Source organism: Rhodococcus sp. G6(2025) (assembly GCF_058628105.1).
In genome coordinates this window covers 7,895,318-7,915,237 of sequence record NZ_CP179750.1, presented here as the reverse complement: position 1 = coordinate 7,915,237, position 19,920 = coordinate 7,895,318, and the positions used below count along the sequence as shown (strand labels likewise).

Here is a 19,920-nt window from a genome sequence, read left to right as displayed (position 1 = left end):
ACTCGACCGCCACCCCCAGGGTGACGGCACCAATCTACGTAGTGGAGACGACATGAGTTCCTTCGACGTGATGGACAGACCCGCCAAACGCGGGTTTCACACCAAGCTCCTGGTCGCGTGCTGTGGCGGACCATTCCTGGACGGGTACGTCATGAGCATCATCGGCGTGGCCCTGCTCGGGGTGACCGAGCAACTTCACCCGACGACAGCCGAGGCAGGGTTGATCGGTGCCGCCTCGCTGATCGGTATCTTCTTCGGCGCCACCGTGTTCGGCTTCCTCACCGACCGGATCGGCCGGGAGAAGATGTACGCCCTCGACCTGGTGGTGCTGGTCGTCGCGTGTGCACTGTCGGTGTTCGTTCAATTGCCGTGGCAGCTCATCGTTCTGCGCTTCGTCATCGGTGCGGCCATCGGTGCCGACTACCCCATCGCCACCTCGCTGCTCACCGAGTTCACCCCCACCAAGAAGCGCGGCGCCATGGTCGGGATGTCGGCTGTCGCGTGGTCGGCGGGCGCGGTTTCCGCGTACGTGGTCGGTGCGCTCGTCGTCGGCATCTCCGGTGGCAACGACCATTGGCGCCTGCTCCTTGCGTCCAGTGCGGTGCTGGGTCTGATCGTGATCCTGGTACGCCGCGGAATCCCGGAGTCGCCGCGCTGGCTCCTGAAGAACGGCCGGGTGGCCGACGCCGAGGCCGTGGTCGAGAAGATCTACGGGGAGAAACTCGACCTGAGCAAGGTCACCGTCGAGGACACGGCGGACAAGCCGAAGGCCGACATCCGGATCTACTTCCGCGGCCAGTACCTGGCCCGGCTGATCATGTGCAGCGCTTTGTATCTGGCGGTCGTCACCCCGCTCTACGCGTTGCTGACCTTCCTGCCCACGATCCTGTCGGGCTTCTCGATCTCCGGTGACGGTTCCGCGGGGCTCATCGTCGAAACCGTCATCATCGGGCTCATCGTCGCCGGATCCATCCCCGCACTGTTCCTGGTCGAGAAGTGGGGCCGGCGTCCGATCGCCGTGGTCCCGTTGGCCCTGATGGTGATTCCGCTGGCAGGGCTGTGGTTGTGGGCGGACGGTCCCCTCTGGTTCATCGTCGCCGCCTTCTGCGCGTACGCGTTCATCTCCGGCGGTCCGAGCATCCTGGTGTGGATCTACCCCAACGAACTCTTCCCCACCGAGTTCCGGGCGACTGCGGTGGGAATCGCCACCGCGGTGAGCCGGTTCGGCGCCGCGACGGGCACGTACCTGCTGCCGCTGAGTATCTCGGCGCTGGGAACCGGCACCACGATGCTCTTCGGTGCGGTGCTGACGGCGGTCGCGTTCGTGATCTGCTTCTTCATGTCGCCGGAGACGAAGGGGAAGTCGCTGGAAGAGGTGTCCTCCGTGTCCGCTGCCCCGGTAATGGGGACGAGCGCTCCCCGGCTGGAGAAGTTGGAGGAGGCGTCCGCGCCGCGAACCTGAGGATCGTTCCCTCCCGCCCCTGCCGGCTTCCGACGTCGGCAGGGGCGGACCCCTGTGCGGACATGTCCCGCTGCCTGGGAGAAGGGGCTCCCCACCGGGCCGGTGCTGCGTTACTCTCACCACTAGAACACGTTCTATTCGACTGAGGAGTTCGCATCATGGCACCGTCCGCAGAAGACATCCGCAAGACCGTCGAGAGGTACATCGAGGCGGTGGCCACCGGGACCGCCGACGACGTCGTCGCACTGTACGCCGAGGGTGCCACCGTGGAGGATCCGGTGGGAACCGAGCCGCGAACCACGGTGGAATCGCTGCGGGAGTTCTACGGGGTGATCGAACCGCTGAAGCAGACCGGCGAGCTCCTGACGCTGAAGATCGCCGGCAACTCGGCCGCGTTTCACTTCTCCCTCGTCACCGACCTGGGTGAGCAGAAGCTCGAGATCGCGCCGATCGACGTCATGACGTTCGACGACGACGGCAAGATCACGTCCATGCGCGCATTTTGGTCGCAGGAAGACATGATCACGAGCTGACCGACGCTGGGCCCGGCAACCACACCGCAATTCGGCCCGGCTGATCAGCGACTGTGCTTACCATGGCGTGGTGGCCACCGACGTCGCCGGGCAGGCCGCACGGCGTGCCCGACGCAGAGCAGTCGTTCGAGCCGGTACGCGCCCCGGGCGCGCACCGCGTAGCTGGCTGTCGGTCGCCGGGGCGCTGACCGCCACGGTGCTCGTGGCGTGCTCCTCGGGTTCCGGGGGCCACCCCGATCCGGTCGGCCTGGACCGGGCCACCGACAGCGGGCAGCTTCCGTGGACGGAAGTGCTGCTTCCACCGCAGACGCCGACGACGGTCCCGTTCGGTCCGCCCGGTACCGACCTGCCGAGCGAACCCCGCGCCGCCGGGATCCGGGTGATCGGCGACCGTGCCGGTCTCTACGGCGGAAGCCCCGACCGGGTGCTCTGCGATCGGCAACGCCTCGTCGACGATCTCGAGCAGGATCCCGCGATGCTGCAGGCCTGGTCGAGTGTGTTCCAGGTCGACGACGTGCGGAATTACGTCCGGACCCTGACACCTGTGCTGCTCCGTGCGGACACCCGCGTCACCAATCACGGCTTCGACGACGGGCATGCGAGCGCATTCCAGTCCGTCCTCGAGGCGGGGACCATCGTGTTGATCGACGACCACGGCGTTCCCCGCGTCCGATGTGTGCGCGGAAGCCCATTGCTGTCTCCGGTGGTGAACGAGAACGCGGAAGTGCAGGGCGATCCGTGGCCGGGTTTCCAACAGGACAGGTTGTACGTCGTGCAGCCCTCCAACCTGGCGATGACCGAAGTGACCGTGGTGGATCTGATGACCGGTGGACTGACGCCGGTGCCGATCGGTTCCGGCCCGCAGCAGCCGGCGGAGCGCCCGAATCCGGTGGCACCCGTGGAAGCCCAGGCGCCGGTAGTGGATTCGCCGCCCGCGGTGGTGCAGCAAGCCGCTCCCCGTCCCGCGCCGGCTCCCGCCCCGGAACCTGCGCCTCCGCCCGCTGCGGCTCCGCCCCCGCCCCCACCGCCGCCACCTCCCCCGCCGCCCGCACCCGAACCGCCGGTGAACTACCCGCCTCCCCCCGCGCCGGCGCCCGCACCGCCGCAGCAGATTCAGGTGCAGATACCGGGTCTGCCACCCATCGTCATCCCCATTCCCAACTGAGGGTCGGACGCGGAGTACTCGGCTACAGGGTGACGAGCGCGGCGTTGATCACGATCGCCTGGGTGAAGAGCGTCCAGTCGTTGATGATGTGCGCGCCCGTCGAGACCCACAGGTTCTTGGTCCGGATGTAGGCGAGGGTGAGCACCAGCCGGGCCCCGCCGATCACGATGAAGGCCTGCGCGAAGTTCCAGTCGTAGGTTTGCAGGTGGGCGGCGCCGAACCACACCGCACTGAGGAGCCAGGCCAGGATGATCGCGGTCTTGCGGGACAGTTTCGCCTTGGCGAACAGGAAATACATCAGCGCGAGAAACGGGACGATGGTGAAGACTTCTTCGCCGACCAATTGGATCCCGGTTCCCACGTAGAACGCTGCCGTGTCGAGCGCACCGCCCTCGCCCGCACCGTCGATGGCCTCGTTGGACGCCACCCCGAACAGGGCGCGCACGATCAACGCCAGCACGGACGTGACTACGAGGTTGAGCACGGCGAAGCCGATCATCGTGAGGACGTCACGGCCGTGCACCTTCCGGAACAACGCTGTCCAGTGCTCGCGCGTCACCATCGCCAGCACGACGAGCGGGATACCGACGAACAGGATGCGCGGAATCAGCGCAACGACGTTGTCGGTCTGCGGGATGAGGACCAAGGCCGCGAAGCCGACTGCGACCGAGGCCCACGCCAGGACCCACTGCCGCACCGACAGCGTGGTCGGCGTCCCGTTGTAGAAGGGGAAGTCGACGTCGTCACGGCGCTCGATCAGGGGACCGAAGCGGTCGTGGGACGACGCCGGTTCGTGGACGGGAACGGCTCTCGGGCCGGAACCACTACTCATCGATCAGCCCCTCTGCAGGTGGGTGGACTCGGGCGGCAATTTTCGCAGCAACCCCCGACCGCGACCACCCGACGCGCCCGCCGGGTCGCACAACGGACGGTTAACGGAAAGCGACTTATATATACCTGCGGCAAATTTCTTATACTTGTATTGACATGTTGTCCTGGGCGGGTCCACAGTGAGTCGCATGACAACTCAACGACGCTACGACGTGGTGGTCGTCGGTGCCGGAATCGTCGGCCTCGCGCACGCGTATCACGCGCGCAACCGAGGCCTGTCCGTGGCGGTGATCGACCACGCCGACCGCGTTGCGGGCGCGTCCGTCCAGAACTTCGGCCACGCCTGCATCACCGCCCAGTCGGGCGTCGCCCGCGACTACGCCCGAGCGGGCCGGGAGCACTGGCTCGACCTGGCACGCAAGGCCGGGTTCTGGTCCGCCGAATCCGGAACATACTGTGTGGCACGACATGACGACGAGCTGGCAGTCATGACCGAGTTCGCGGCCGTACGCGGACCGGCCGAAGTGGAACTGCTGTCCCGAGACCGGATCCTCGGCGCGTTACCCATCGTCGGCGACCGCGTCGTCGGGGGCATGTACATGGCCGACGACCTCCAGGTGAACCCGCGGGAAGCGGCCCCCGCCATTGCGCAGTGGCTCGACGCGTCGGGTGTCGACTTCTTCTGGCGCACCGCCGCAACCGGATTCGAGACCGGCGTCGTTCATACCTCGCGGGGCGATCTGCAGGCGGCGACGGTGTTCGTCACCGTCAACTACGACATCGACCGCCTGTTCCCGGGGCCGGCCGAGCGCGGGGGGCTCCTGCGGTGCCGGCTCCACATGATGCGCGCGAGGATTCCGTTGTCCGCGCCATTGCCCGCACCGCTGTTCACGGGCTGGTCGCTCGTGCGGTACAGCGGTTTCCAGAATCTTCCCGCGACGGCGGCACTCGCGGCGAGGCTGCGTGACGAGTACCCCGACTACGTCGACCTCGACCTCCACCAGATGTACACACCGCAGCCCGACGGATCGATCCTGCTGGGCGACACCCACATCCGTGAGATCTCGGCGGAGCCGTTCCAGTCGGAGAAGGGGTTCGAGGTGCTGATCCGTGAGGCCGCCGCCCTCTTCGGCGTCTCGGACGTCACCGTCACCGAACGCTGGCAGGGCGTGTACAGCTCGGCACCCGATTCCGACTTCCTGATCGAGGAGCCGATCGACGGCGTGCACGTCGTCACCGTGACCACCGGGATCGGCATGACCACCAGCATGGGTCTGGCGAAGGACCGCATCGACTCCGTCTTCGGCCGCGACACCCTGCCCGTAATGGCATAGCAGCACAACCACATTCACCGAACACCGAGAGGAATCAGACAATGGGAACACGTCACCGGGACATCAGCCTCGTCGTCTTCGACATGGCAGGCACCACCGTGGAGGACAGCGGGCTGGTACAGCAGTCCTTCCTCGCCGCGGACGCGCATGCCGGACTGTCGAAGACCGACGAGGACCGCAGGCGGATGCTCGACTACGTCTCCGACACCATGGGCCAGTCCAAGATCGTCGTCTTCCGCCATCTCAGCGGCGGTAACGAGGAGCAGGCGCAGGCCGCGAACAAGGAATTCGAACGCTGCTACTCGCAACTCGTCGACGACGGGCGGTGCAGCGCGATCCCCGGCGCGGTGGAACTCTTCGGCTCCCTGCGGGAGCAGGGCATCAAGACGGCGCTCACCACCGGCTTCGCGCGCGAAACGCAGATGGCGATCATTCGCGCCCTCGGCTGGCAGGACGTCGCCGACGTCGTGTTGTGCCCCGGAGACGGTGTCCGCGGCCGCCCCTTCCCGGACCTGGCGCTGACCGCGTTGATGCGCACCGGTGCCCCGTCCGTGCAGTCCATGGTGGTGCTCGGCGACACCACGTCGGACGTCACCACCGGTCTCCGCGCCGGAGCACTCGCTTCCGTGGGCGTGCTCACCGGCGCCCACGACGCCACCCAGCTGTCCGAGGCCGGGGCCACCCACGTTCTCGACAGCGTCGCGGACCTGCCCGGTCTGCTCGCCGAACTGCGCAACACCTGATTTTCCGATCAGGCTCCGTTGCCGTCGTCCGACGGAAGCCTGGGGTCGATGGTGCGGGCGTTCACGATGCTGAAGGCGACGAGGTCGGGGCGGTACCGATCGTCCGCGTACTCGAACGTGTCGCCGTTCTGATCCCGCGACGTCCGACGTTCCCGAAGCAACGGGCTGCCGGGGTCGATGCCGAGATTCTCGGCGTCGACCCCGGTCGCGGCGACGGCGTCGAGCACGTGCTCCATCGATTCGAAGCGGACGCCGCGGGAGGTGAGGTAATCGGTGATCGATCCGGTGTCGATGTCGAAATCGAACAGCAGGGAGCCGACACGGTCGGTGAACGTGCTCCGCTCGATCATCGTCGGTTCGCCGTCCAGCAGCCGGACGCGGAGCACCTCGACGACGAAGTCGTCCGGGGCCGATCCCAATGCGCTGGCGGCAGGTTCGGACACCCGGCGACGTGAGATCTCGAGCGTGCGGCTGCCCGCCACGCGGCCGGTGCGGCGCGCCCACTGCGAGAAGGGGGTGAACGTGTCCAGGGTCTGCGTGATGTCGTGACTGCGCACCACGGCCGGTTTGCCTTGGGACAGCTGGATGAGCCCCTCGTTCTTCAACGTCGCCAGGGCCTGGCGCACGGGACCGCGCGACACCTCGAACTCCGCGCACAGCATGCTCTCGCTGGGCAGCGACTCACCCACCGCGTACTGCCGCTGCATGATGCGCTGCCGGAGCTGGAGTGCGACGAACTCATGGCGGGAGCGTGCCTCCACCATTGCGCATCACTCCACTTCCCCGCCGGTCGACGGTCGCCACTGCGAGTCAGGTGCATTCTAATGGCGTCGTCGCTACGCTACAGTGCTGAAACACGTTCCAGCCGGTGGAGGGATGCGGAGCATGGCGTCGTCGACGGAGCGGGTGGTCACGGTCGACGGATTCCGTTGGCAGATTTCCGAACTGGGTGACGGTCCGCCCGTCGTCCTGTGCCACGGATTCCCGGGGCTCGGCTACAGCTACCGCCATCAGATGCGGGCTCTCGCGGCTTCCGGGTACCGGGCGATCGCCCCGGACATGCCCGGCTACGGCGGCACGGACGTGCCCCGCGACATCGACGATTACACGAACGAGCGGGTGTCGGACGCGCTGATCGGCCTGCTCGACAGTCTCGGTCACGAGCGTGCCGTGTTCGTCGGCCACGACTTCGGCGCGCCGGTCGCCTGGACCGTCGCACTGCGTCACCGCGCACGCGTGTCCGGGCTGGTGCTACTGGCCGTCCCCTACGCGCCCGACCGGTTCCCGCTGCGACCGTCGGAGCTGTATGCGTCGATGGCGCGCAAGCACTTCCTGCACATCCACTACTTCCAGGAACCCGGTGTCGCCGACCGCGAACTCGACGCCGATCCCCGAGGATTCCTGCAGCGGCTGTTCTATGCGTTGTCGGGCGCCTACCGCTATCTGGACATCTGGCAGCACCCCTCGGAGGGCAACGGCTACCTGGACGTGCTGCCCGAAGCCCCACCCCTGCCGTGGTCGTGGCTGACGGAGGACGAGTTCGACCATTATGTGGAGGTCTTCACCCGGACGGGATTCACCGGCGGACTGAACTGGTACCGGGCGTACGACGCCAATTGGGAACGCTCCAGGAATCTCGCCGGAGCCGACATCGAGGTGCCGACGCTGTTCGTGGCCGGTGCGCACGATCCCGTCCTCACGATGAGTGGTGCGCAGGCCCTCGACCGGATGCGCGACACCGTCCCGGACTTGCGCGGACTCCATCTCGTCGAGGGCGCCGGGCACTTCGTCCAGCAGGAAAGACCGGAAGAGGTGAACGAGTTGCTGCTCACGTTCGTCGCGGGCGGTACAGGCGGCGACGACGGCGACTCGGCTCGGGCAGGTGACCGGTCGACTCGAGGTGCGCGGTGAACGCCACCGCATCCGCGTGGGTGCTCACCTTCGGCCTGCCGTCGGCCCAGGCGGCGAACAGCGCGAAGAATCGGTCGCCGAGGGCCGCGCGGACGTGGGGAAGGTGACCGCCGACTTCCCCGGATCGCTTGCGGAGCAAGGCCTTCGACGCGGTGTCGAGCGCGTCGCGGTCGAATCCCGCGGGCAGCTCCCCCGCCGCGACGAGAGCCCGGACCAGTGCCGCCTGCCGCTCCGCCAGCCCCGTCACGGCAGACTCCACACCGCGTCCCCGGTGACCCGGTCGACGCCGGCCGCATCCGCGATCGCATCCAGCTCGGCGAACAACTCACGGGCGGGCGGGTAGTTCCCGTCGCGCTCGAGCATCATCGCGGGGGCACCCGCGGATGCCCACTGCCGGACCAGGTCCAGCACCTCGCCGGGCACCGGGTCGGTGTGGGTGTCGTGGTACGCGCCGTCCCGTTCGGATCCCCCGGCGACGTGGCCGTACGCCACGCGTTCGAGGGGAAGCCGCCGGAGTTCCTTGCCGGCGTCGCGGCCGCGGTTGCGGGCGTTCGCGTAGACGTTGGCGACGTCCAGCAGCAGGTACACGCCGGTGCGTTCGACGAGTTCGGCCAGGAACTCGCCCTCGGAGTAGTCGTCGTCCGGCCAGTCGAACAGGGCCGCGATGTTCTCCACGGCCAGGGGCACCGGCAGGCACTCCTGCGTGCGCCGGATGTTGCGCACCAGCACGTTCAGGGCTTCCGCCGAGCGCGGCACCGGCAGCAGGTGCCCGGCCTCGATTCCGCCCGCCCGCACGAACGCGACGTGCTCGCTGACGAGCGGCGCACCGAGCGCGTCGGCGCACCGCGCGAGATGGTCGATCCGGCGCTGCTCGACACCGTCCGCGCCACCCAGCGACAGCGAGATGCCGTGCGGGACGACGGGAACGCCCAGCGACCGCAGTTCGTCCGGAACGCCGACTCCGCGCCGGCGGGCGGGCAGCGATTCGGCGATCACCTCGCAGAACCGCAGGCCGTCGAGCCGGTCGATGATCCCGCAGATCTCCGGCCGCCAGCCGATGCCGAGGCCCGGCTCGATCAGGGCGGTCATCCCCCGCACCCCCCACCGCCGCCGCAGCCTCCGCCGCCGCCGCAGGAGCTGTCGCCTCCACCGCTGCTGCCGCCGTCCCCGCTGCCGCTGTCGGTGATACCGGCCGCGCTCGCGAAACCCGGGGAGAACAGGCCGACGGCCCCCATCCCGAAGAGTGCCGTCGACAGCGCGATCGGCGTCGGACCGTATGCGGTGAGCGACGGGCGCATCCGCGGCGACAGGTACGAGTGGTCGCGGCGCAGGCGCTGCAGTTCCGCCGTGCCCTGGGGCGTCCTGCGTCCGGTCCGGCGAACGAGCTCCCGCGCGGCCGAGAGCAGAACCACCGCGACCAGCAGGAAGCCGATCGGCTTGCCGCCGGCGAACCCGGCGACGAGGCGTGCGACGCCGACGGCCACGACGACGAGGATCGGGAGGCTCGCGCGGCGGTTCCACGCCTTCTGTGCGGGACCCGTGAGCAGCCCCTGCGCGACCAGGGTGGACCGCAGGTGGTCGAGCGGGGCCTGCAACCGGCCCGGGAGCCGCAGGTTGCCGAGGGCGCTGCGCCCGGAGGCGAGTTCGTCGTAGACGGCCCGCGTGAACGATCCGAGGGCGTTGTCGGCGACTCCCCACGCCCGCAGGACCGTCCCGTCGGCGGAGATGAGGTCAGCTCCCCGTAGCAGCGTCAGGGATGCGGCGATGGCGCGATCGTCGCTGGTCAGCATCCCGGCCTGCACCGGATCGAGGCGGACACCGGCGGTCGGGGTGGATGCGGTGCCCCGGGACCGGAGGAACACCGCCAGCCCGACCGCGAGCACGGCGGCGGCGACGTAGACCACCAGAAAGGTCTCGCTCGGTATCCCCCACGTAGCGGATTCGTTGTACATCACACACCACCCTTCAACCACGTTGTCCGACAGTCGATCTCAGTATCAGTACGATTGTCCGATTTGCACCCGCCGGATGCCGATCGTCACCGTTCCGTTATCGGGATCCTGGGGATTCGTCGTGAGGTGGCTGTGGGTGGCATCGCCTAGCATCGTCAGCATGACGTCGCCGAGTGCCGCACTGTCGTATGCCGAACTGCTCGACACGGTTGCCGAATCGCACCGGGCGGCGGAGGCGACGCTGGAGGGATTGACCGACGACCAGGCGCGGGAACCGTCGTTGCTGCCGGGGTGGAGCCGGGGGCACGTCGTCACGCACCTCGCGAGGAATGCGGACGCGCTCAACCGGTTCGCGGTCGGGGTGATCACCGGGGAGGCCGCGCCCGAGATGTATCCGGGCGGTCCGGCCGCGCGGGCCGCGGCGATCGAGGAGGGGGGCGGGCGTCCGGCCGAACTACTGGTGGCCGATTTCCGCTTCGCGGGACGGCGGGTGCTCGAGTCGCTGCGGCGGATCACCGAAGATCTGTACGAGACGCCGGTGAACTGGCGTCAGCGGGTGCCTGTGCGGCAGGTGCCGGTGCTGCGGTGGCGTGAGCTCGAGATCCACCACGTCGACCTGGGGCTCGGCTACTCGGCGGCCGACTGGCCGGCGGCCTTCGTGGAGCACACGCTGGAATCGGAGCTGCCCGAGCTGGCGGCCAGGCATCCGGACGTCGGGGTGCCGGAACTTCCGCGCACCGAACTGCTGGCGTGGGTTATCGGGCGCCCCACGCGGGAGGGCTTGCCGCCCGTGCCCGCGTGGCCGTTCTGAGCGTCAGGCGTACTCGACGTTCTCGAACGTGTCGGCGTCGTCGAGCGCGTCCCAGATGATCGCGTAGCGCTTGTGGGTCATCTCGTCGGCATCGACGAGCAGGGCGTCGAACAACGACTTCGGGTTGTCCTGCCACGTCTGAACGAGGCCCGCGACCGCCTGCGGCGTGAACAGACCGGACCGCGCTGCCGCCTCGATCCACTCGTCGAAGTCGCCGCCGTGAATCCGCTCGACTGCTTCGCGATCGACCTCGCCGTCACCGAGATCGAGAGTGAACATCGTCGCGAAGACGTCGCCGTCGACGGCGACGACGGTGTCGCTGTACGTACGCTGGTCGGTGTTCATCGTGGGGATACCTCCTGGGAGTCAGCTCGTTGAACCTGACTCACGTTTGCGACCTCTGCTGATGAGAAGAACTGTAGGGCGACTAATTGTGAGCAGCTTAAAGCCTTTCTGTGAGATCAATCTGTGATCTATCTCACGCAGGTTTCTTCGCTGTCAGCGGACCCTCAGCACGATTTCTGTGGGGTGCGCATCACCCGGTGTCTCCACCGCGTTGCGCACGGCTTTTGCGACGGTCGACGGCTTCAGATACTTCTCCGGCCGGTACTCGTCGCCCTCGCCGGCCACGATGGCGCGCTGCATATCGGTGTCGATCCGGCCGGGGTGAATTGACGTGACGCGCAGTAACGGCTCCTCGAGCCGCAGTGCGTCACCGAACGCCCGCAGGGCGAATTTGCTCGCCGCATACGACGCCCAGCCGGCGTTCGCGCGGAGCCCGGCGCCCGAGTTGATCAGGACGACGTGCCCACCCGCGGCGCGGAGAGCGGGCAGCAGCAGCCGTGTCAGTTCGGCCACCGCGATGACGTTCGCCTCGAGCGTGTGCCGCCACTGGTCGACGGCCGACTCCGCGACGGTCGCGAGATCGGCGACGCCGGCGTTGTGGACGAGCACGTCGAGCCGCTCGATCGGGGCGCACGCCGCCGCCAGCGCGTCGTAGTCCGTCAGCTCGACCGGCCAGGGCGTTGCGTCCGGCAGTTCGTCGAGGATGTCGGTCAGCGACCCGGCCGACCGGGCGCCGAGGAGGAGGTCGTGGGTCGGTGCGAGTTCGCGGGCGATGGCGGCTCCGAGGCCACGGCTCGCGCCGGTGATCAGGGCTGTGGGCATGCTGTCGAGGCTAACGCCCGTGAGTACTTATTAACGTCGGGCGGTTAACAAGTACTCACAGGGCACTCCAGTGGTGCCACGTCAGGTCGTGTATCGCGATCACCGGTCCGTCCGGTCGGCGGTCGACGTACTGCGGGTACTTCGCGGCAAGAACGTCGATCGCGGCGCCGCCCGCCGGGGAGTCGGGGGCGAGCACCTCGGCCCGACCGTCGACCCGCACCCACCACAGGTGGTCCCAATTCTCGTCGTAGTGGTCCACGAGCAGGGTGACCGCGGGGTTGGCCGCGATGTTCGTGAGGCGTCGCAAGGCCGTGGTGCGCTTCGGTTTGTGGTCGACGCAGGAGTAGATCGTGTCGGAGTCGAGTGCGAAGACGAGCGGGACGAGGTGCGGCACCCCGTCCGCCCCGACAGTGGCGAGCCGCGCGATGCGGGCGGCCGCGAATCGCGCGACGACGTCCATCACGGTTCCATCAGGTAGTCGCCGCTCACCGGTTCCGGGAGGGCGGGAATGCCCAACGGGCGCTTGAAGTATGCCCAGGGGAACCACAACGTCCCGACCTTCTGCCAGCCGTCGGCCTCGAGTTTCTGGCGGCTCGCCGGCGCCGACACGCGGGTGTGCTCCCACTGTTCCTCGGACTTGCGAACGGTGTGGAACAGGGTGCCGAATCCGACGGAGTGCCAGCCGTACGAGCCGGCGTGGTTGAGGATGCGCATCTCGTTGAACGCGGTGAGCGGGGTGAGCCGGCGGGTCCGGCCGTCCGGGTCCGTGTCGGGGGCGTCGCCGATCCGTTTGCCGAAACGTTGTTGCGCCGCCTGCCGCGACATGCCGAGTGCGGCGCCGACCGTGTCCCAGCTGTGCCCGGCGGAGCGCGCGGCGGCGATCGCGGAGACCAGCAGTTCGTCGACCGACTCCCGTGCCTGCGAGGTGAGCCGGACGAGGGCCAGGTAGGCGGCGGGGTCGTGGTCCAGTCCGGGGTCGATCTCGGGGTCCGCCTTGGCGATCGCGTCCGACAGCAGTTGAGTGAGCGCGGCGTCCGGCATGTGTCAAGTATTGGTTGACACGAGTCCACTTGTCAACCAATAGTTGACTAGGTGGTGACGAGGGTGATGCCGAGGGTGAGCATCAGCGCGGCGATCCCGGCGTCGAGCACGCGCCACGCGCCGGGGCGGGCGAACACCCGGTGCAGGAACTGGGCGCCGTAGCCGAGCGCGAGGAACCAGACGACGCTCGAGGTGGCGGCACCGAGACCGAACAGCCATCGGCCCGACTCGCCCTGGTTGTTGGCCACCGAGCCGAGCATCAGCACCGTGTCGAGGTACACGTGCGGGTTGAGCCATGTGAGTGCGAGGCAGGTGAGGATCGACGTCGCGAGGGTCGCCGACCCTATTTCCTGCGTGGCGTCGAGCGTTCCGGGGCGGAGGGCGCGGCGAGCGGCGAGCACCGCGTAGGAGACGAGGAATGCCGCACCCGCCCAGCGGATCAGGGTGATGGCAGCCGGAGCGTGCGCGAGTACGGCGCCGATCCCGCTGATCCCGACCGCAATGAGCACGGCGTCCGATACCGCGCACAGCACGACCACCGGCAGGACGTGCCTGCGCGCGATCCCCTGTCGCAGGACGAACGCGTTCTGCGCGCCGATCGCGACGATCAGCGACAGGCCGGTACCGAAGCCGGCGGCCGCCGTGAGCAGGGCAGGGGTGAAGTGCATGAGAACCACGCTACGAACCCCGCGATCATCAATCCAGCTAATTATCCTTCATTGCCATTAGCATCGCTTCATATGGATCTGGACCTTGCTTCGCTTCGCACGTTCGCGGCCGTGATCGACGAAGGCACCTTCGACGCCGCGGCCCGGGTACTGCACATCACGCCGTCCGCGGTGAGCCAGCGGATCAAGGTACTCGAGCAGCAGGTCGGGCGCGTCCTGGTGCAGCGGGCCAAGCCGGTCCGGGCCACCGAGTCCGGACACGTCGTGCTCACGCTCGCCCGCCAGATGGCCCACCTCGAGCGCGAGGCCATGTCGTCCCTCAACCCCGAGGAGGCGACGACGAGCACGCTGTCGCTGGTCGTCAACGCGGATTCGCTGTCCACGTGGATGATTCCGGCCCTCGCCCGCCTGGCGCCGGAGCATCGGGCGCTGTTCGATCTGCATCGGGAAGACGAATTCCACTCGACCACCCTGCTGAAGGAGGGCACCGTGATGGCCGCGGTGACGTCCGTCCCGGAGGCGGTGCAGGGCTGCACCGTGGAGAAGCTGGGGTCGATGCGGTACCGCGCGCTCTGCAGCCGCGACTACGCCGACCGCTGGCTCCCCGACGGTCCGACGGCGGACGCCCTCGCGGTGGCACCGATGCTCGACTTCGACCGCAAGGACGAACTGCAGGCCCGGTTCCTGCGCGGGTTCACGCGGCGCCGGCTCCAGCCGCCGCGGCACTTCGTTCCCGGGTCTTCGGCGTTCTCCGACGCCGTCCGCCACGGTCTGGGCTGGGGACTGCTGCCGGAATTACACACCGGCGACGACCATGGGCTCGTCGAACTCGACCCGTCCCGCCCGGTCGACGTCCCGCTGTACTGGCAGCGGTGGAAGCTGGATTCGCCGATCCTCGCGGCGCTCACCACCGCGGTCCGGGACGGGGCGCGCGAAGCGTTGCGGTGACGTCGGGGTGGGCGCAACACTGGAGGCATGGACGCCGACAGCCCGATGGACCCGGTGCAGGCCCTGCGAGAGACAGCGTTCTGGCTCGAACGGGCGCGTGCGGAGACGCACCGCGTGAAGGCGTACCGGCGTGCCGCCGACGTGGTGGCCGAACTGTCCGAGGAGCAACGGGACGTCCGCCGGCGCACCGACAGCTGGAAGGATCTGCCGGGCATCGGACCCAAGACGGCGACCGTGATCCGTGAGTCGCTCGACGGTGTGCCCGTCTATCTCGCGGAACTACGGGAGAACGCGGAGCCGATCGGCGGCGGCGCGCTGCGGGAGGCGCTGAAAGGCGACCTGCACACGCACTCGGACTGGTCGGACGGCGGCAGCCCCATCGACGAGATGATGCGCAGCGCGGCCGCTCTGAGTCACGAATACTGCGCTCTGACAGACCATTCCCCGCGTCTGACGGTCGCGAACGGGCTGTCGGCGGAGCGGCTGCGTTCTCAGCTGGAGGTGATCGCCGCGCTGAACGAGGAACTGGCACCGTTCCGCATCCTCACCGGCATCGAGGTCGACATCCTCGACGACGGTTCACTCGACCAGGATCCGGATCTGCTCGACGAACTCGACATCGTCGTCGCAAGCGTGCACTCCAAGTTGCGGGCGGAGCGCGGGGCGATGACCCGCAGGATGGTCCGGGCGGTGGAGAATCCGCTGGTGGACGTGCTGGGACACTGCACCGGCCGCCTCGTCGAAGGCGGGCGCGGGACCAGGCCGGAGTCGACGTTCGACGCGGAGCAGGTGTTCACCGCCTGCCGCGACCACGGCACGGCCGTCGAGATCAACAGCCGTCCCGAACGCCGCGACCCGCCGAGCCGTCTCATCGATCTGGCCATCGACGTGGGGTGCCTGTTCTCGATCGACACCGACGCGCATGCCCCCGGGCAACTCGCCTGGCAGGGGTACGGATGCGAGCGGGCGATGCGGTGCGGCGTCGAGGCCGACCGGGTCGTGAACACGTGGTCCGCCGACGACCTGCTGGAATGGGCAAAGTAGCGCTCGTGCGTGGTTGACGAGTGCAGGGACTCGTCAACCGCGCACGGGCCGAGGGCCTAGCCCCGCTCTCCGGCCAGTTCCTCGAACAGTGTCGGGTCGTGGGCGGAGAAGACGCGTACCCGCGGCGCCACCTGATTGTTCAGTTCCCGGAGCCGGCGATGATTGCCGCGGATCTTCGAACGATCCACCGCGATCAGCTCTTCCATCACCCGCAGGGCGCGACCCTCGGTTCCCGGCGACACCTGTCCTGGGGCGGCGACGGTGCTGCGGTGGTAGAACGCGTCGCCCGCGTGTAGCAGCCAGCCCTTCTCGCCGGTGTCGACGGCCACCGCCGCGTGACCGCGGGTGTGGCCGGGCATCGGGACGAGCACGATGCGGTCGGCGGCACCGGCGATCGGGTAGGTGTCGGAGAACCCGAGCACGGATTCGCCCGGCCCCGAATAGGTGTGCAGCGTGGGTTCGGGGGTGAGCTGGGCGGGACGGTAGCGGACCTTCTCCCGGAACGACGAACGTCCTTCTGACGCCGTTCGTTCCGCGGCGGTGGTGTGCAGGGTGGCGTTCGGGAAGTCGGCGACGCCGCCGATGTGGTCGAAGTCGAGATGGGTCGCGACGATGTGGGTCACGTCCGCGGGATTCAGGCCCAGCTTCTCGAGCCGGCGGACCGCCGTCTCCGACTCCCGGAACCGGGCGCCCATCAGGTTCGCGTACCGGCCGACGCGTCCGGTGGGATCGGCGACGTCCGCCAGCCCGAAGCCGGAGTCGACCAGCACGATGCCCGCGTCGGTTTCGCACGCCAGCACATGGCACACCAACCGTCCGATGAGCGCCGAGGAGAACGAGCCGCAATTGAGGTGGTGTACCCGCATGGGGGCTCACGCTAGCCGAGTCGGTGTTCGCGGGGCGCCGATTACACCGCGACCGGTGACGACGCCTGCGCCCAGAACCGTTTCGGTATCCGTCCGGCATTCCGGGCGAGGTGCCCGGCCGTGACCGCTGCGGCCATCGCCGCGGCCATCAGCGGAGGGTCCGACGCCCTTGTCACCGCCGTGGCGAGCAGTACGGCGTCGCAGCCGAGTTCCATCGCCAGTGCTGCGTCGCTCGCGGTGCCGATCCCGGCGTCGAGAATGACCGGGACGTCGGTGCGCGCGACGATCATCTCGATGTTGCGGGAGTTCGTGATACCGAGCCCGGTGCCGATCGGCGACCCGAGTGGCATCACGGCGGCGCACCCGGCGTCGACCAGGCGCTGCGCGAGTACGGGGTCGTCGTTGGTGTACGGCAGCACGACGAATCCGTCGTCCACGAGTTCTTCTGCGGCCGCGACGAGTTCGATCCCGTCGGGCAGGAGCGTGCGCTCGTCGGCGATCACTTCGAGCTTGACCCAGTTGGTGCCCAGGGCCTCACGGGCCAGGCGCGCAGTCAGCACCGCCTCCGCGGCGCCCCGGCAGCCGGCTGTGTTCGGCAACAACGCGATACCCAGTCGATCCAGCAGTTCGAGCAGCCCGGTTCTCCCTGCGGCGTCCACTCGGCGCATCGCCACCGTCGTCAGTTCGGTGCCCGAGGCGACGAGTGCCTCTTCCAGTACCGAGAGGTTGGCCGCACCGCCTGTGCCCATGAGGAGGCGGGACGAGAAGTCCCGGCCCGCGATCGTGAGTGCGTCGGTGTGGATGCGCATGGGTACCTCCGGTCGAGATTTCGGCGAGCACTCGAACCCTACGACCGAATCGTCTCCGACGTCAGAACCACTTGTGCGCTACGTCATAGGTCCAGATTGGTCCCCTGTCTCGTTGTCTATCTGGATCTTCTGGACCCGTACCAGACGGCCCAGAGTTGTCGGTGCGAGGAGCCGAACGCCACGTCGTCACGATCGGAGTAGAGATGAACACCATGGTCGCGCGCAGAAACCGCACCGCGAGGTCGAGGGAGGAGGAGCGCCTGGCAACGGAACTGGAGGACGCCCGCCGCCGCATCATCGAACTCATGGGCCAGCTGGCCGAAACGGTCCGAAGCCGTGATGCTTTGAGCGACCGCATGCAGGTGATGGCGTGGAATGCCCGGTGGGGACGCGAGCACACCGGATTCGGGGTGCGGTGACCCGAGTCCGGGAGTCACAGCCACGTCGTCGGGCGGATCAGGTTGGCGAGATCCACCAGGGTGTACCGATGCCTGCGCTCGGGGGCCTTGCGGGCGAGGGCCCGGAGCGCCGACTCCGCCCCGGTGCGCAGACCGCGTTCGGTGAACGGCACGCTGAGGATCCGCGTCGTCTCCGGAATGCCGCCGGCGTGCAGCCAGTCGACGGCCACGCCGAGGACGAGCACCCGGGTCTGGAGTGCGCGGCGCTCGTCGTGGGCGAGCAGTTCGACTCGCCGGGCGGCCTCCTGCAGATCCCGTTCGCTCACCTCGGCGAGCGGCCGATCGTGGACGAGCATCAGCACACTCGTCAACCGGGCCTCGGCATAGTGCCGGGATGTCGGTGGCACCTCGTCGAGGGCCTCCACCGCGGCCGCCCGGTCGTCGCGGTGCTCCAGTTGCCGCGACAGCCCGAACGCCGCACTCACCGCGCCGTGATCCGTGCGCCACACTGTGCAGTAGTACTTTTCGGCGGTCCGCCGCCACCGCCCGATGTCCTCGCCGGAGCGGTATTCGCACCACATCTCGGCAGTCGCCGCGAGGGCGAGTTTCGGGGCCTCCTCGCCCGGTAGCGCGGTCAGGACGGAATCGAACCGGGTGAACGCCGCCTCGAAGTCGCCGCCCACCAGCGCACACAGTCCGGTGTGCCAGTCGACGCGCCACGTGTCCTCACGCTGGTGGTCGAGGGATTCGAGAATGGTGGCGGCATCACGGGGCTGCCCCAGGTCGAGGTGCGCGCGTACCTCGGCGAGCGGGATCTCGATGCTCGTGGACGCCACGCCGTCGTCCGCCGACTCCTTCGCCCTGCGCAGTGAATCGAGGAGCTCCCTCGGTCGGCTGTGGACGACGGAGAGCAACGGGGCGGCCGGGTCGTCCGGGTCCACCAACGGAATCGGTAGTGCTCGAACGATACTCATCGCACTGATCCGCTCGTCCCGGCGGTGCCCGTCGACGTAGACGTCGGTGCGGCTGATCGTGAGGTCGGTCCCGAACGTCGTGCGCTGCGGGCTGAATCGGTGGGACAACCCCGGCTGCGGGTGGCCGGTCTGCTGGGCCCGCACCTCGCGCAGGACACCCTCGAGCTGCGTCGACATCTCCTCGGCCGACGCGAACCGGCGGGCCGGATCGGGGTGGATGGCCCGGAGCAGCAGCCGGTGGTAGAACTCGTACTCCGCCAGCAGCGGCGCCTCCTCGGGTGTCGGCAGGCCGTCGACGTAACAGCCGCCGGCGGTGGGCATGTCGAGGGTCAGCACGGCCAGCGTCCGCCCGACGGTGTAGATGTCGGAGGCGACGGTCGGACCGGTGGTGGCGATCTCGGGGGCTTGGTAACCCTGTGTGCCGTAAATGTATCCGTGGTCCCCGATCCTGGCGACCGCGCCCATGTCGATGAGCTTGAGCTGGTCGTAGTCGTCGCCGATCATGATGTTCTCGGGCTTGAGGTCGTTGTACACCAACCCCATCGAGTGCAGGTATCCGAGCGCGGGCGTGACCTCGAGGAGGTAGCGGATGGCGTGCTCCACCGGCAGCATCGGCTTCGGGTCGTCGGGTCCGGCGTCCTCCTTCAGTTCGGTGAGCAGGTCGCGCAGGGTTCTGCCCCGGACGTACTCCATGACGATGTACCCGATGGGATTGCCGTCCATCCCGGGGTGTTCGACGAAGTTGTAGATCTTCACGATGCTCGGATGCGTCACCTCGGCGAGGAACCGGCGCTCGGCGAGAGCCACCTCCTGGGCCACGGGATCGCCCGAGTGCAGCAGGCCCTTGAGCACCACCCAGCGGTCGCTGACATTGTGGTCGAGCGCGAGGTAGATCCAGCCGACACCGCCGTGGGCGAGGCACCCCAGGACCTCGTACTGGCCCGCGACCAGTTCACCCGCCTCGAGTTGCGGGGCGAACGAGAAGACGGTGCCGCAGTGGGTGCACACCCCCTCCGTGTCGCCCGGCCGCGCGGCGGTGGATCGTCCGACGGGACGCTTGCATCGGTCGCAGTAACGTTTGTGCTCCGCCAGAACGGGATTGGTCAGGAGCATCGACAGGTCGGAGGTGTGGGCGGCGTCCGGCACCGTGCGTGAGGAGGGGACGTCGTCATCGTCGTCGTCCGCGAACGGATCGAACCGCACACCCCTGGTGGATTGCGGGTCGTCCATCGGTGTTCGCCTGGTTTCGTCGCTCACTCGGTG

Annotated in this window: 23 protein-coding genes; 10 read left to right on the top strand and 13 right to left on the bottom strand. The window is 68.4% G+C overall.

What is annotated here, in order from left to right; genetic code table 11:
• The first annotated feature begins 52 nt into the window (after window positions 1-52).
• The 3 genes from ACLIVD_RS36680 to ACLIVD_RS36670 all read left to right on the top strand — a co-directional run bounded on the left by ACLIVD_RS36680 (window position 53) and on the right by ACLIVD_RS36670 (window position 3,160).
• The gene (locus ACLIVD_RS36680; RefSeq protein WP_283334664.1) at window positions 53-1,462 is read left to right on the top strand and encodes an MFS transporter; all 1,410 of its coding nucleotides are present in this window, start codon (window positions 53-55) and stop codon (window positions 1,460-1,462) included.
• 158 nt (window positions 1,463-1,620) lie between these two features.
• Window positions 1,621-1,995: a nuclear transport factor 2 family protein gene (locus ACLIVD_RS36675; RefSeq protein WP_005262400.1), complete on the top strand. Its 375-nt coding sequence runs from the start codon at window positions 1,621-1,623 to the stop codon at window positions 1,993-1,995.
• A gap of 67 nt (window positions 1,996-2,062) precedes the next feature.
• Window positions 2,063-3,160: a DUF6777 domain-containing protein gene (locus ACLIVD_RS36670; protein WP_491931680.1), complete on the top strand. Its 1,098-nt coding sequence runs from the start codon at window positions 2,063-2,065 to the stop codon at window positions 3,158-3,160.
• Between the two features lie 22 nt (window positions 3,161-3,182).
• Here ACLIVD_RS36670 and ACLIVD_RS36665 read toward each other — a convergent pair whose 3' ends face one another.
• Window positions 3,183-3,992: a CPBP family intramembrane glutamic endopeptidase gene (locus ACLIVD_RS36665; protein WP_283334662.1), complete on the bottom strand. Its 810-nt coding sequence runs from the start codon at window positions 3,990-3,992 to the stop codon at window positions 3,183-3,185.
• A gap of 187 nt (window positions 3,993-4,179) precedes the next feature.
• On the opposite strand from ACLIVD_RS36665, the gene ACLIVD_RS36660 reads away from it, so the two are divergent.
• Window positions 4,180-5,325 carry a TIGR03364 family FAD-dependent oxidoreductase gene (locus ACLIVD_RS36660; RefSeq protein WP_283334661.1) on the top strand — a complete coding sequence of 382 codons (1,146 nt, stop codon included), beginning with the start codon at window positions 4,180-4,182 and terminating at the stop codon, window positions 5,323-5,325.
• 41 nt (window positions 5,326-5,366) lie between these two features.
• Window positions 5,367-6,068 carry a phosphonatase-like hydrolase gene (locus ACLIVD_RS36655; protein ID WP_491931679.1) on the top strand — a complete coding sequence of 234 codons (702 nt, stop codon included), beginning with the start codon at window positions 5,367-5,369 and terminating at the stop codon, window positions 6,066-6,068.
• Window positions 6,069-6,076: 8 nt separating this feature from the next.
• On the opposite strand, the gene ACLIVD_RS36650 is transcribed toward ACLIVD_RS36655, so the two are convergent.
• The gene (locus tag ACLIVD_RS36650; protein WP_280783022.1) at window positions 6,077-6,832 is read right to left on the bottom strand and encodes a GntR family transcriptional regulator; all 756 of its coding nucleotides are present in this window, start codon (window positions 6,830-6,832) and stop codon (window positions 6,077-6,079) included.
• Window positions 6,833-6,953: 121 nt separating this feature from the next.
• On the opposite strand from ACLIVD_RS36650, the gene ACLIVD_RS36645 reads away from it, so the two are divergent.
• Complete coding sequence (locus tag ACLIVD_RS36645; RefSeq protein ID WP_283334659.1) at window positions 6,954-7,979, top strand: alpha/beta fold hydrolase; 1,026 nt, start codon at window positions 6,954-6,956, stop codon at window positions 7,977-7,979.
• Here the strand turns inward: ACLIVD_RS36645 and ACLIVD_RS36640 are convergent.
• The 3 genes from ACLIVD_RS36640 to ACLIVD_RS36630 are packed head-to-tail and all read right to left on the bottom strand — an operon-like array spanning window position 7,897 to window position 9,931.
• Window positions 7,897-8,226 (bottom strand): SCO6045 C-terminal-like domain-containing protein, encoded by a 330-nt coding sequence (locus tag ACLIVD_RS36640; RefSeq protein WP_317570545.1) that lies wholly within the window; start codon window positions 8,224-8,226, stop codon window positions 7,897-7,899. The genes ACLIVD_RS36645 and ACLIVD_RS36640 overlap by 83 nt on opposite strands.
• Window positions 8,223-9,068, bottom strand: coding sequence for an MbnB/TglH/ChrH family RiPP precursor modification enzyme (locus ACLIVD_RS36635; RefSeq protein ID WP_317570546.1), 846 nt, complete (start codon window positions 9,066-9,068; stop codon window positions 8,223-8,225). Before ACLIVD_RS36635 ends, ACLIVD_RS36640 begins: the two co-directional genes overlap by 4 nt.
• A complete protein-coding gene (locus ACLIVD_RS36630) occupies window positions 9,065-9,931 on the bottom strand; it encodes a TIGR04222 domain-containing membrane protein (protein ID WP_283352336.1) in 867 nt (288 codons plus the stop codon). The genes ACLIVD_RS36635 and ACLIVD_RS36630 overlap by 4 nt, the downstream gene beginning before the upstream one ends.
• 160 nt (window positions 9,932-10,091) lie before the next feature.
• On the opposite strand from ACLIVD_RS36630, the gene ACLIVD_RS36625 reads away from it, so the two are divergent.
• Window positions 10,092-10,742 carry a maleylpyruvate isomerase family mycothiol-dependent enzyme gene (locus ACLIVD_RS36625; RefSeq protein ID WP_491932967.1) on the top strand — a complete coding sequence of 217 codons (651 nt, stop codon included), beginning with the start codon at window positions 10,092-10,094 and terminating at the stop codon, window positions 10,740-10,742.
• Between the two features lie 3 nt (window positions 10,743-10,745).
• Here ACLIVD_RS36625 and ACLIVD_RS36620 read toward each other — a convergent pair whose 3' ends face one another.
• The 5 genes from ACLIVD_RS36620 to ACLIVD_RS36600 all read right to left on the bottom strand — a co-directional run bounded on the left by ACLIVD_RS36620 (window position 10,746) and on the right by ACLIVD_RS36600 (window position 13,618).
• Window positions 10,746-11,087 carry a hypothetical protein gene (locus ACLIVD_RS36620; protein ID WP_280783016.1) on the bottom strand — a complete coding sequence of 114 codons (342 nt, stop codon included), beginning with the start codon at window positions 11,085-11,087 and terminating at the stop codon, window positions 10,746-10,748.
• 153 nt (window positions 11,088-11,240) lie between these two features.
• Window positions 11,241-11,909 carry an SDR family oxidoreductase gene (locus ACLIVD_RS36615; protein WP_491931678.1) on the bottom strand — a complete coding sequence of 223 codons (669 nt, stop codon included), beginning with the start codon at window positions 11,907-11,909 and terminating at the stop codon, window positions 11,241-11,243.
• Between the two features lie 55 nt (window positions 11,910-11,964).
• The gene (locus tag ACLIVD_RS36610; RefSeq protein WP_280783014.1) at window positions 11,965-12,369 is read right to left on the bottom strand and encodes a TIGR03668 family PPOX class F420-dependent oxidoreductase; all 405 of its coding nucleotides are present in this window, start codon (window positions 12,367-12,369) and stop codon (window positions 11,965-11,967) included.
• Window positions 12,369-12,950 carry a hypothetical protein gene (locus tag ACLIVD_RS36605; protein WP_064080315.1) on the bottom strand — a complete coding sequence of 194 codons (582 nt, stop codon included), beginning with the start codon at window positions 12,948-12,950 and terminating at the stop codon, window positions 12,369-12,371. Before ACLIVD_RS36605 ends, ACLIVD_RS36610 begins: the two co-directional genes overlap by 1 nt.
• A gap of 47 nt (window positions 12,951-12,997) precedes the next feature.
• Complete coding sequence (locus tag ACLIVD_RS36600) at window positions 12,998-13,618, bottom strand: LysE/ArgO family amino acid transporter (protein ID WP_283352333.1); 621 nt, start codon at window positions 13,616-13,618, stop codon at window positions 12,998-13,000.
• Between the two features lie 72 nt (window positions 13,619-13,690).
• On the opposite strand from ACLIVD_RS36600, the gene ACLIVD_RS36595 reads away from it, so the two are divergent.
• Window positions 13,691-14,566 carry a LysR family transcriptional regulator ArgP gene (locus ACLIVD_RS36595; RefSeq protein WP_283352332.1) on the top strand — a complete coding sequence of 292 codons (876 nt, stop codon included), beginning with the start codon at window positions 13,691-13,693 and terminating at the stop codon, window positions 14,564-14,566.
• A 45-nt stretch (window positions 14,567-14,611) separates the two neighbouring features.
• Window positions 14,612-15,610: a PHP domain-containing protein gene (locus ACLIVD_RS36590; RefSeq protein ID WP_491932965.1), complete on the top strand. Its 999-nt coding sequence runs from the start codon at window positions 14,612-14,614 to the stop codon at window positions 15,608-15,610.
• A 56-nt stretch (window positions 15,611-15,666) separates the two neighbouring features.
• Here ACLIVD_RS36590 and ACLIVD_RS36585 read toward each other — a convergent pair whose 3' ends face one another.
• Together ACLIVD_RS36585 and ACLIVD_RS36580 are read right to left on the bottom strand one after the other, a co-directional pair.
• On the bottom strand, window positions 15,667-16,476 hold the full coding sequence (locus tag ACLIVD_RS36585; RefSeq protein WP_283334654.1) for an MBL fold metallo-hydrolase: 810 nt from the start codon (window positions 16,474-16,476) through the stop codon (window positions 15,667-15,669).
• Window positions 16,477-16,517: 41 nt separating this feature from the next.
• Window positions 16,518-17,285, bottom strand: a complete 768-nt coding sequence (locus ACLIVD_RS36580; protein WP_491931677.1) for a thiazole synthase — start codon at window positions 17,283-17,285, stop codon at window positions 16,518-16,520.
• A 203-nt stretch (window positions 17,286-17,488) separates the two neighbouring features.
• On the opposite strand from ACLIVD_RS36580, the gene ACLIVD_RS36575 reads away from it, so the two are divergent.
• Window positions 17,489-17,704, top strand: coding sequence for a hypothetical protein (locus ACLIVD_RS36575; protein ID WP_105423030.1), 216 nt, complete (start codon window positions 17,489-17,491; stop codon window positions 17,702-17,704).
• Window positions 17,705-17,718: 14 nt separating this feature from the next.
• Here the strand turns inward: ACLIVD_RS36575 and ACLIVD_RS36570 are convergent, their stop codons facing one another.
• Window positions 17,719-19,887, bottom strand: a complete 2,169-nt coding sequence (locus tag ACLIVD_RS36570; protein WP_283352364.1) for a serine/threonine-protein kinase — start codon at window positions 19,885-19,887, stop codon at window positions 17,719-17,721.
• Between the last annotated feature and the right edge of the window lie 33 nt (window positions 19,888-19,920).

Excerpts from the sequence above, each read along its gene's own strand:
- ACLIVD_RS36680 (WP_283334664.1), top strand. The coding sequence starts at position 53 with ATGAGTTCCTTCGACGTGATGGACAGACCCGCCAAACGCGGGTTTCAC.
- ACLIVD_RS36675 (WP_005262400.1), top strand. The coding sequence starts at position 1,621 with ATGGCACCGTCCGCAGAAGACATCCGCAAGACCGTCGAGAGGTACATC.
- ACLIVD_RS36665 (WP_283334662.1), bottom strand. The coding sequence starts at position 3,992 with ATGAGTAGTGGTTCCGGCCCGAGAGCCGTTCCCGTCCACGAACCGGCG.
- ACLIVD_RS36660 (WP_283334661.1), top strand. The coding sequence starts at position 4,180 with ATGACAACTCAACGACGCTACGACGTGGTGGTCGTCGGTGCCGGAATC.
- ACLIVD_RS36655 (WP_491931679.1), top strand. The coding sequence starts at position 5,367 with ATGGGAACACGTCACCGGGACATCAGCCTCGTCGTCTTCGACATGGCA.
- ACLIVD_RS36650 (WP_280783022.1), bottom strand. The coding sequence starts at position 6,832 with ATGGTGGAGGCACGCTCCCGCCATGAGTTCGTCGCACTCCAGCTCCGG.
- ACLIVD_RS36645 (WP_283334659.1), top strand. The coding sequence starts at position 6,954 with ATGGCGTCGTCGACGGAGCGGGTGGTCACGGTCGACGGATTCCGTTGG.
- ACLIVD_RS36635 (WP_317570546.1), bottom strand. The coding sequence starts at position 9,068 with ATGACCGCCCTGATCGAGCCGGGCCTCGGCATCGGCTGGCGGCCGGAG.
- ACLIVD_RS36630 (WP_283352336.1), bottom strand. The coding sequence starts at position 9,931 with ATGTACAACGAATCCGCTACGTGGGGGATACCGAGCGAGACCTTTCTG.
- ACLIVD_RS36625 (WP_491932967.1), top strand. The coding sequence starts at position 10,092 with ATGACGTCGCCGAGTGCCGCACTGTCGTATGCCGAACTGCTCGACACG.
- ACLIVD_RS36620 (WP_280783016.1), bottom strand. The coding sequence starts at position 11,087 with ATGAACACCGACCAGCGTACGTACAGCGACACCGTCGTCGCCGTCGAC.
- ACLIVD_RS36615 (WP_491931678.1), bottom strand. The coding sequence starts at position 11,909 with ATGCCCACAGCCCTGATCACCGGCGCGAGCCGTGGCCTCGGAGCCGCC.
- ACLIVD_RS36610 (WP_280783014.1), bottom strand. The coding sequence starts at position 12,369 with ATGGACGTCGTCGCGCGATTCGCGGCCGCCCGCATCGCGCGGCTCGCC.
- ACLIVD_RS36605 (WP_064080315.1), bottom strand. The coding sequence starts at position 12,950 with ATGCCGGACGCCGCGCTCACTCAACTGCTGTCGGACGCGATCGCCAAG.
- ACLIVD_RS36600 (WP_283352333.1), bottom strand. The coding sequence starts at position 13,618 with ATGCACTTCACCCCTGCCCTGCTCACGGCGGCCGCCGGCTTCGGTACC.
- ACLIVD_RS36595 (WP_283352332.1), top strand. The coding sequence starts at position 13,691 with ATGGATCTGGACCTTGCTTCGCTTCGCACGTTCGCGGCCGTGATCGAC.
- ACLIVD_RS36590 (WP_491932965.1), top strand. The coding sequence starts at position 14,612 with ATGGACCCGGTGCAGGCCCTGCGAGAGACAGCGTTCTGGCTCGAACGG.
- ACLIVD_RS36585 (WP_283334654.1), bottom strand. The coding sequence starts at position 16,476 with ATGCGGGTACACCACCTCAATTGCGGCTCGTTCTCCTCGGCGCTCATC.
- ACLIVD_RS36580 (WP_491931677.1), bottom strand. The coding sequence starts at position 17,285 with ATGCGCATCCACACCGACGCACTCACGATCGCGGGCCGGGACTTCTCG.
- ACLIVD_RS36575 (WP_105423030.1), top strand. The coding sequence starts at position 17,489 with ATGAACACCATGGTCGCGCGCAGAAACCGCACCGCGAGGTCGAGGGAG.
- ACLIVD_RS36570 (WP_283352364.1), bottom strand. The coding sequence starts at position 19,887 with ATGGACGACCCGCAATCCACCAGGGGTGTGCGGTTCGATCCGTTCGCG.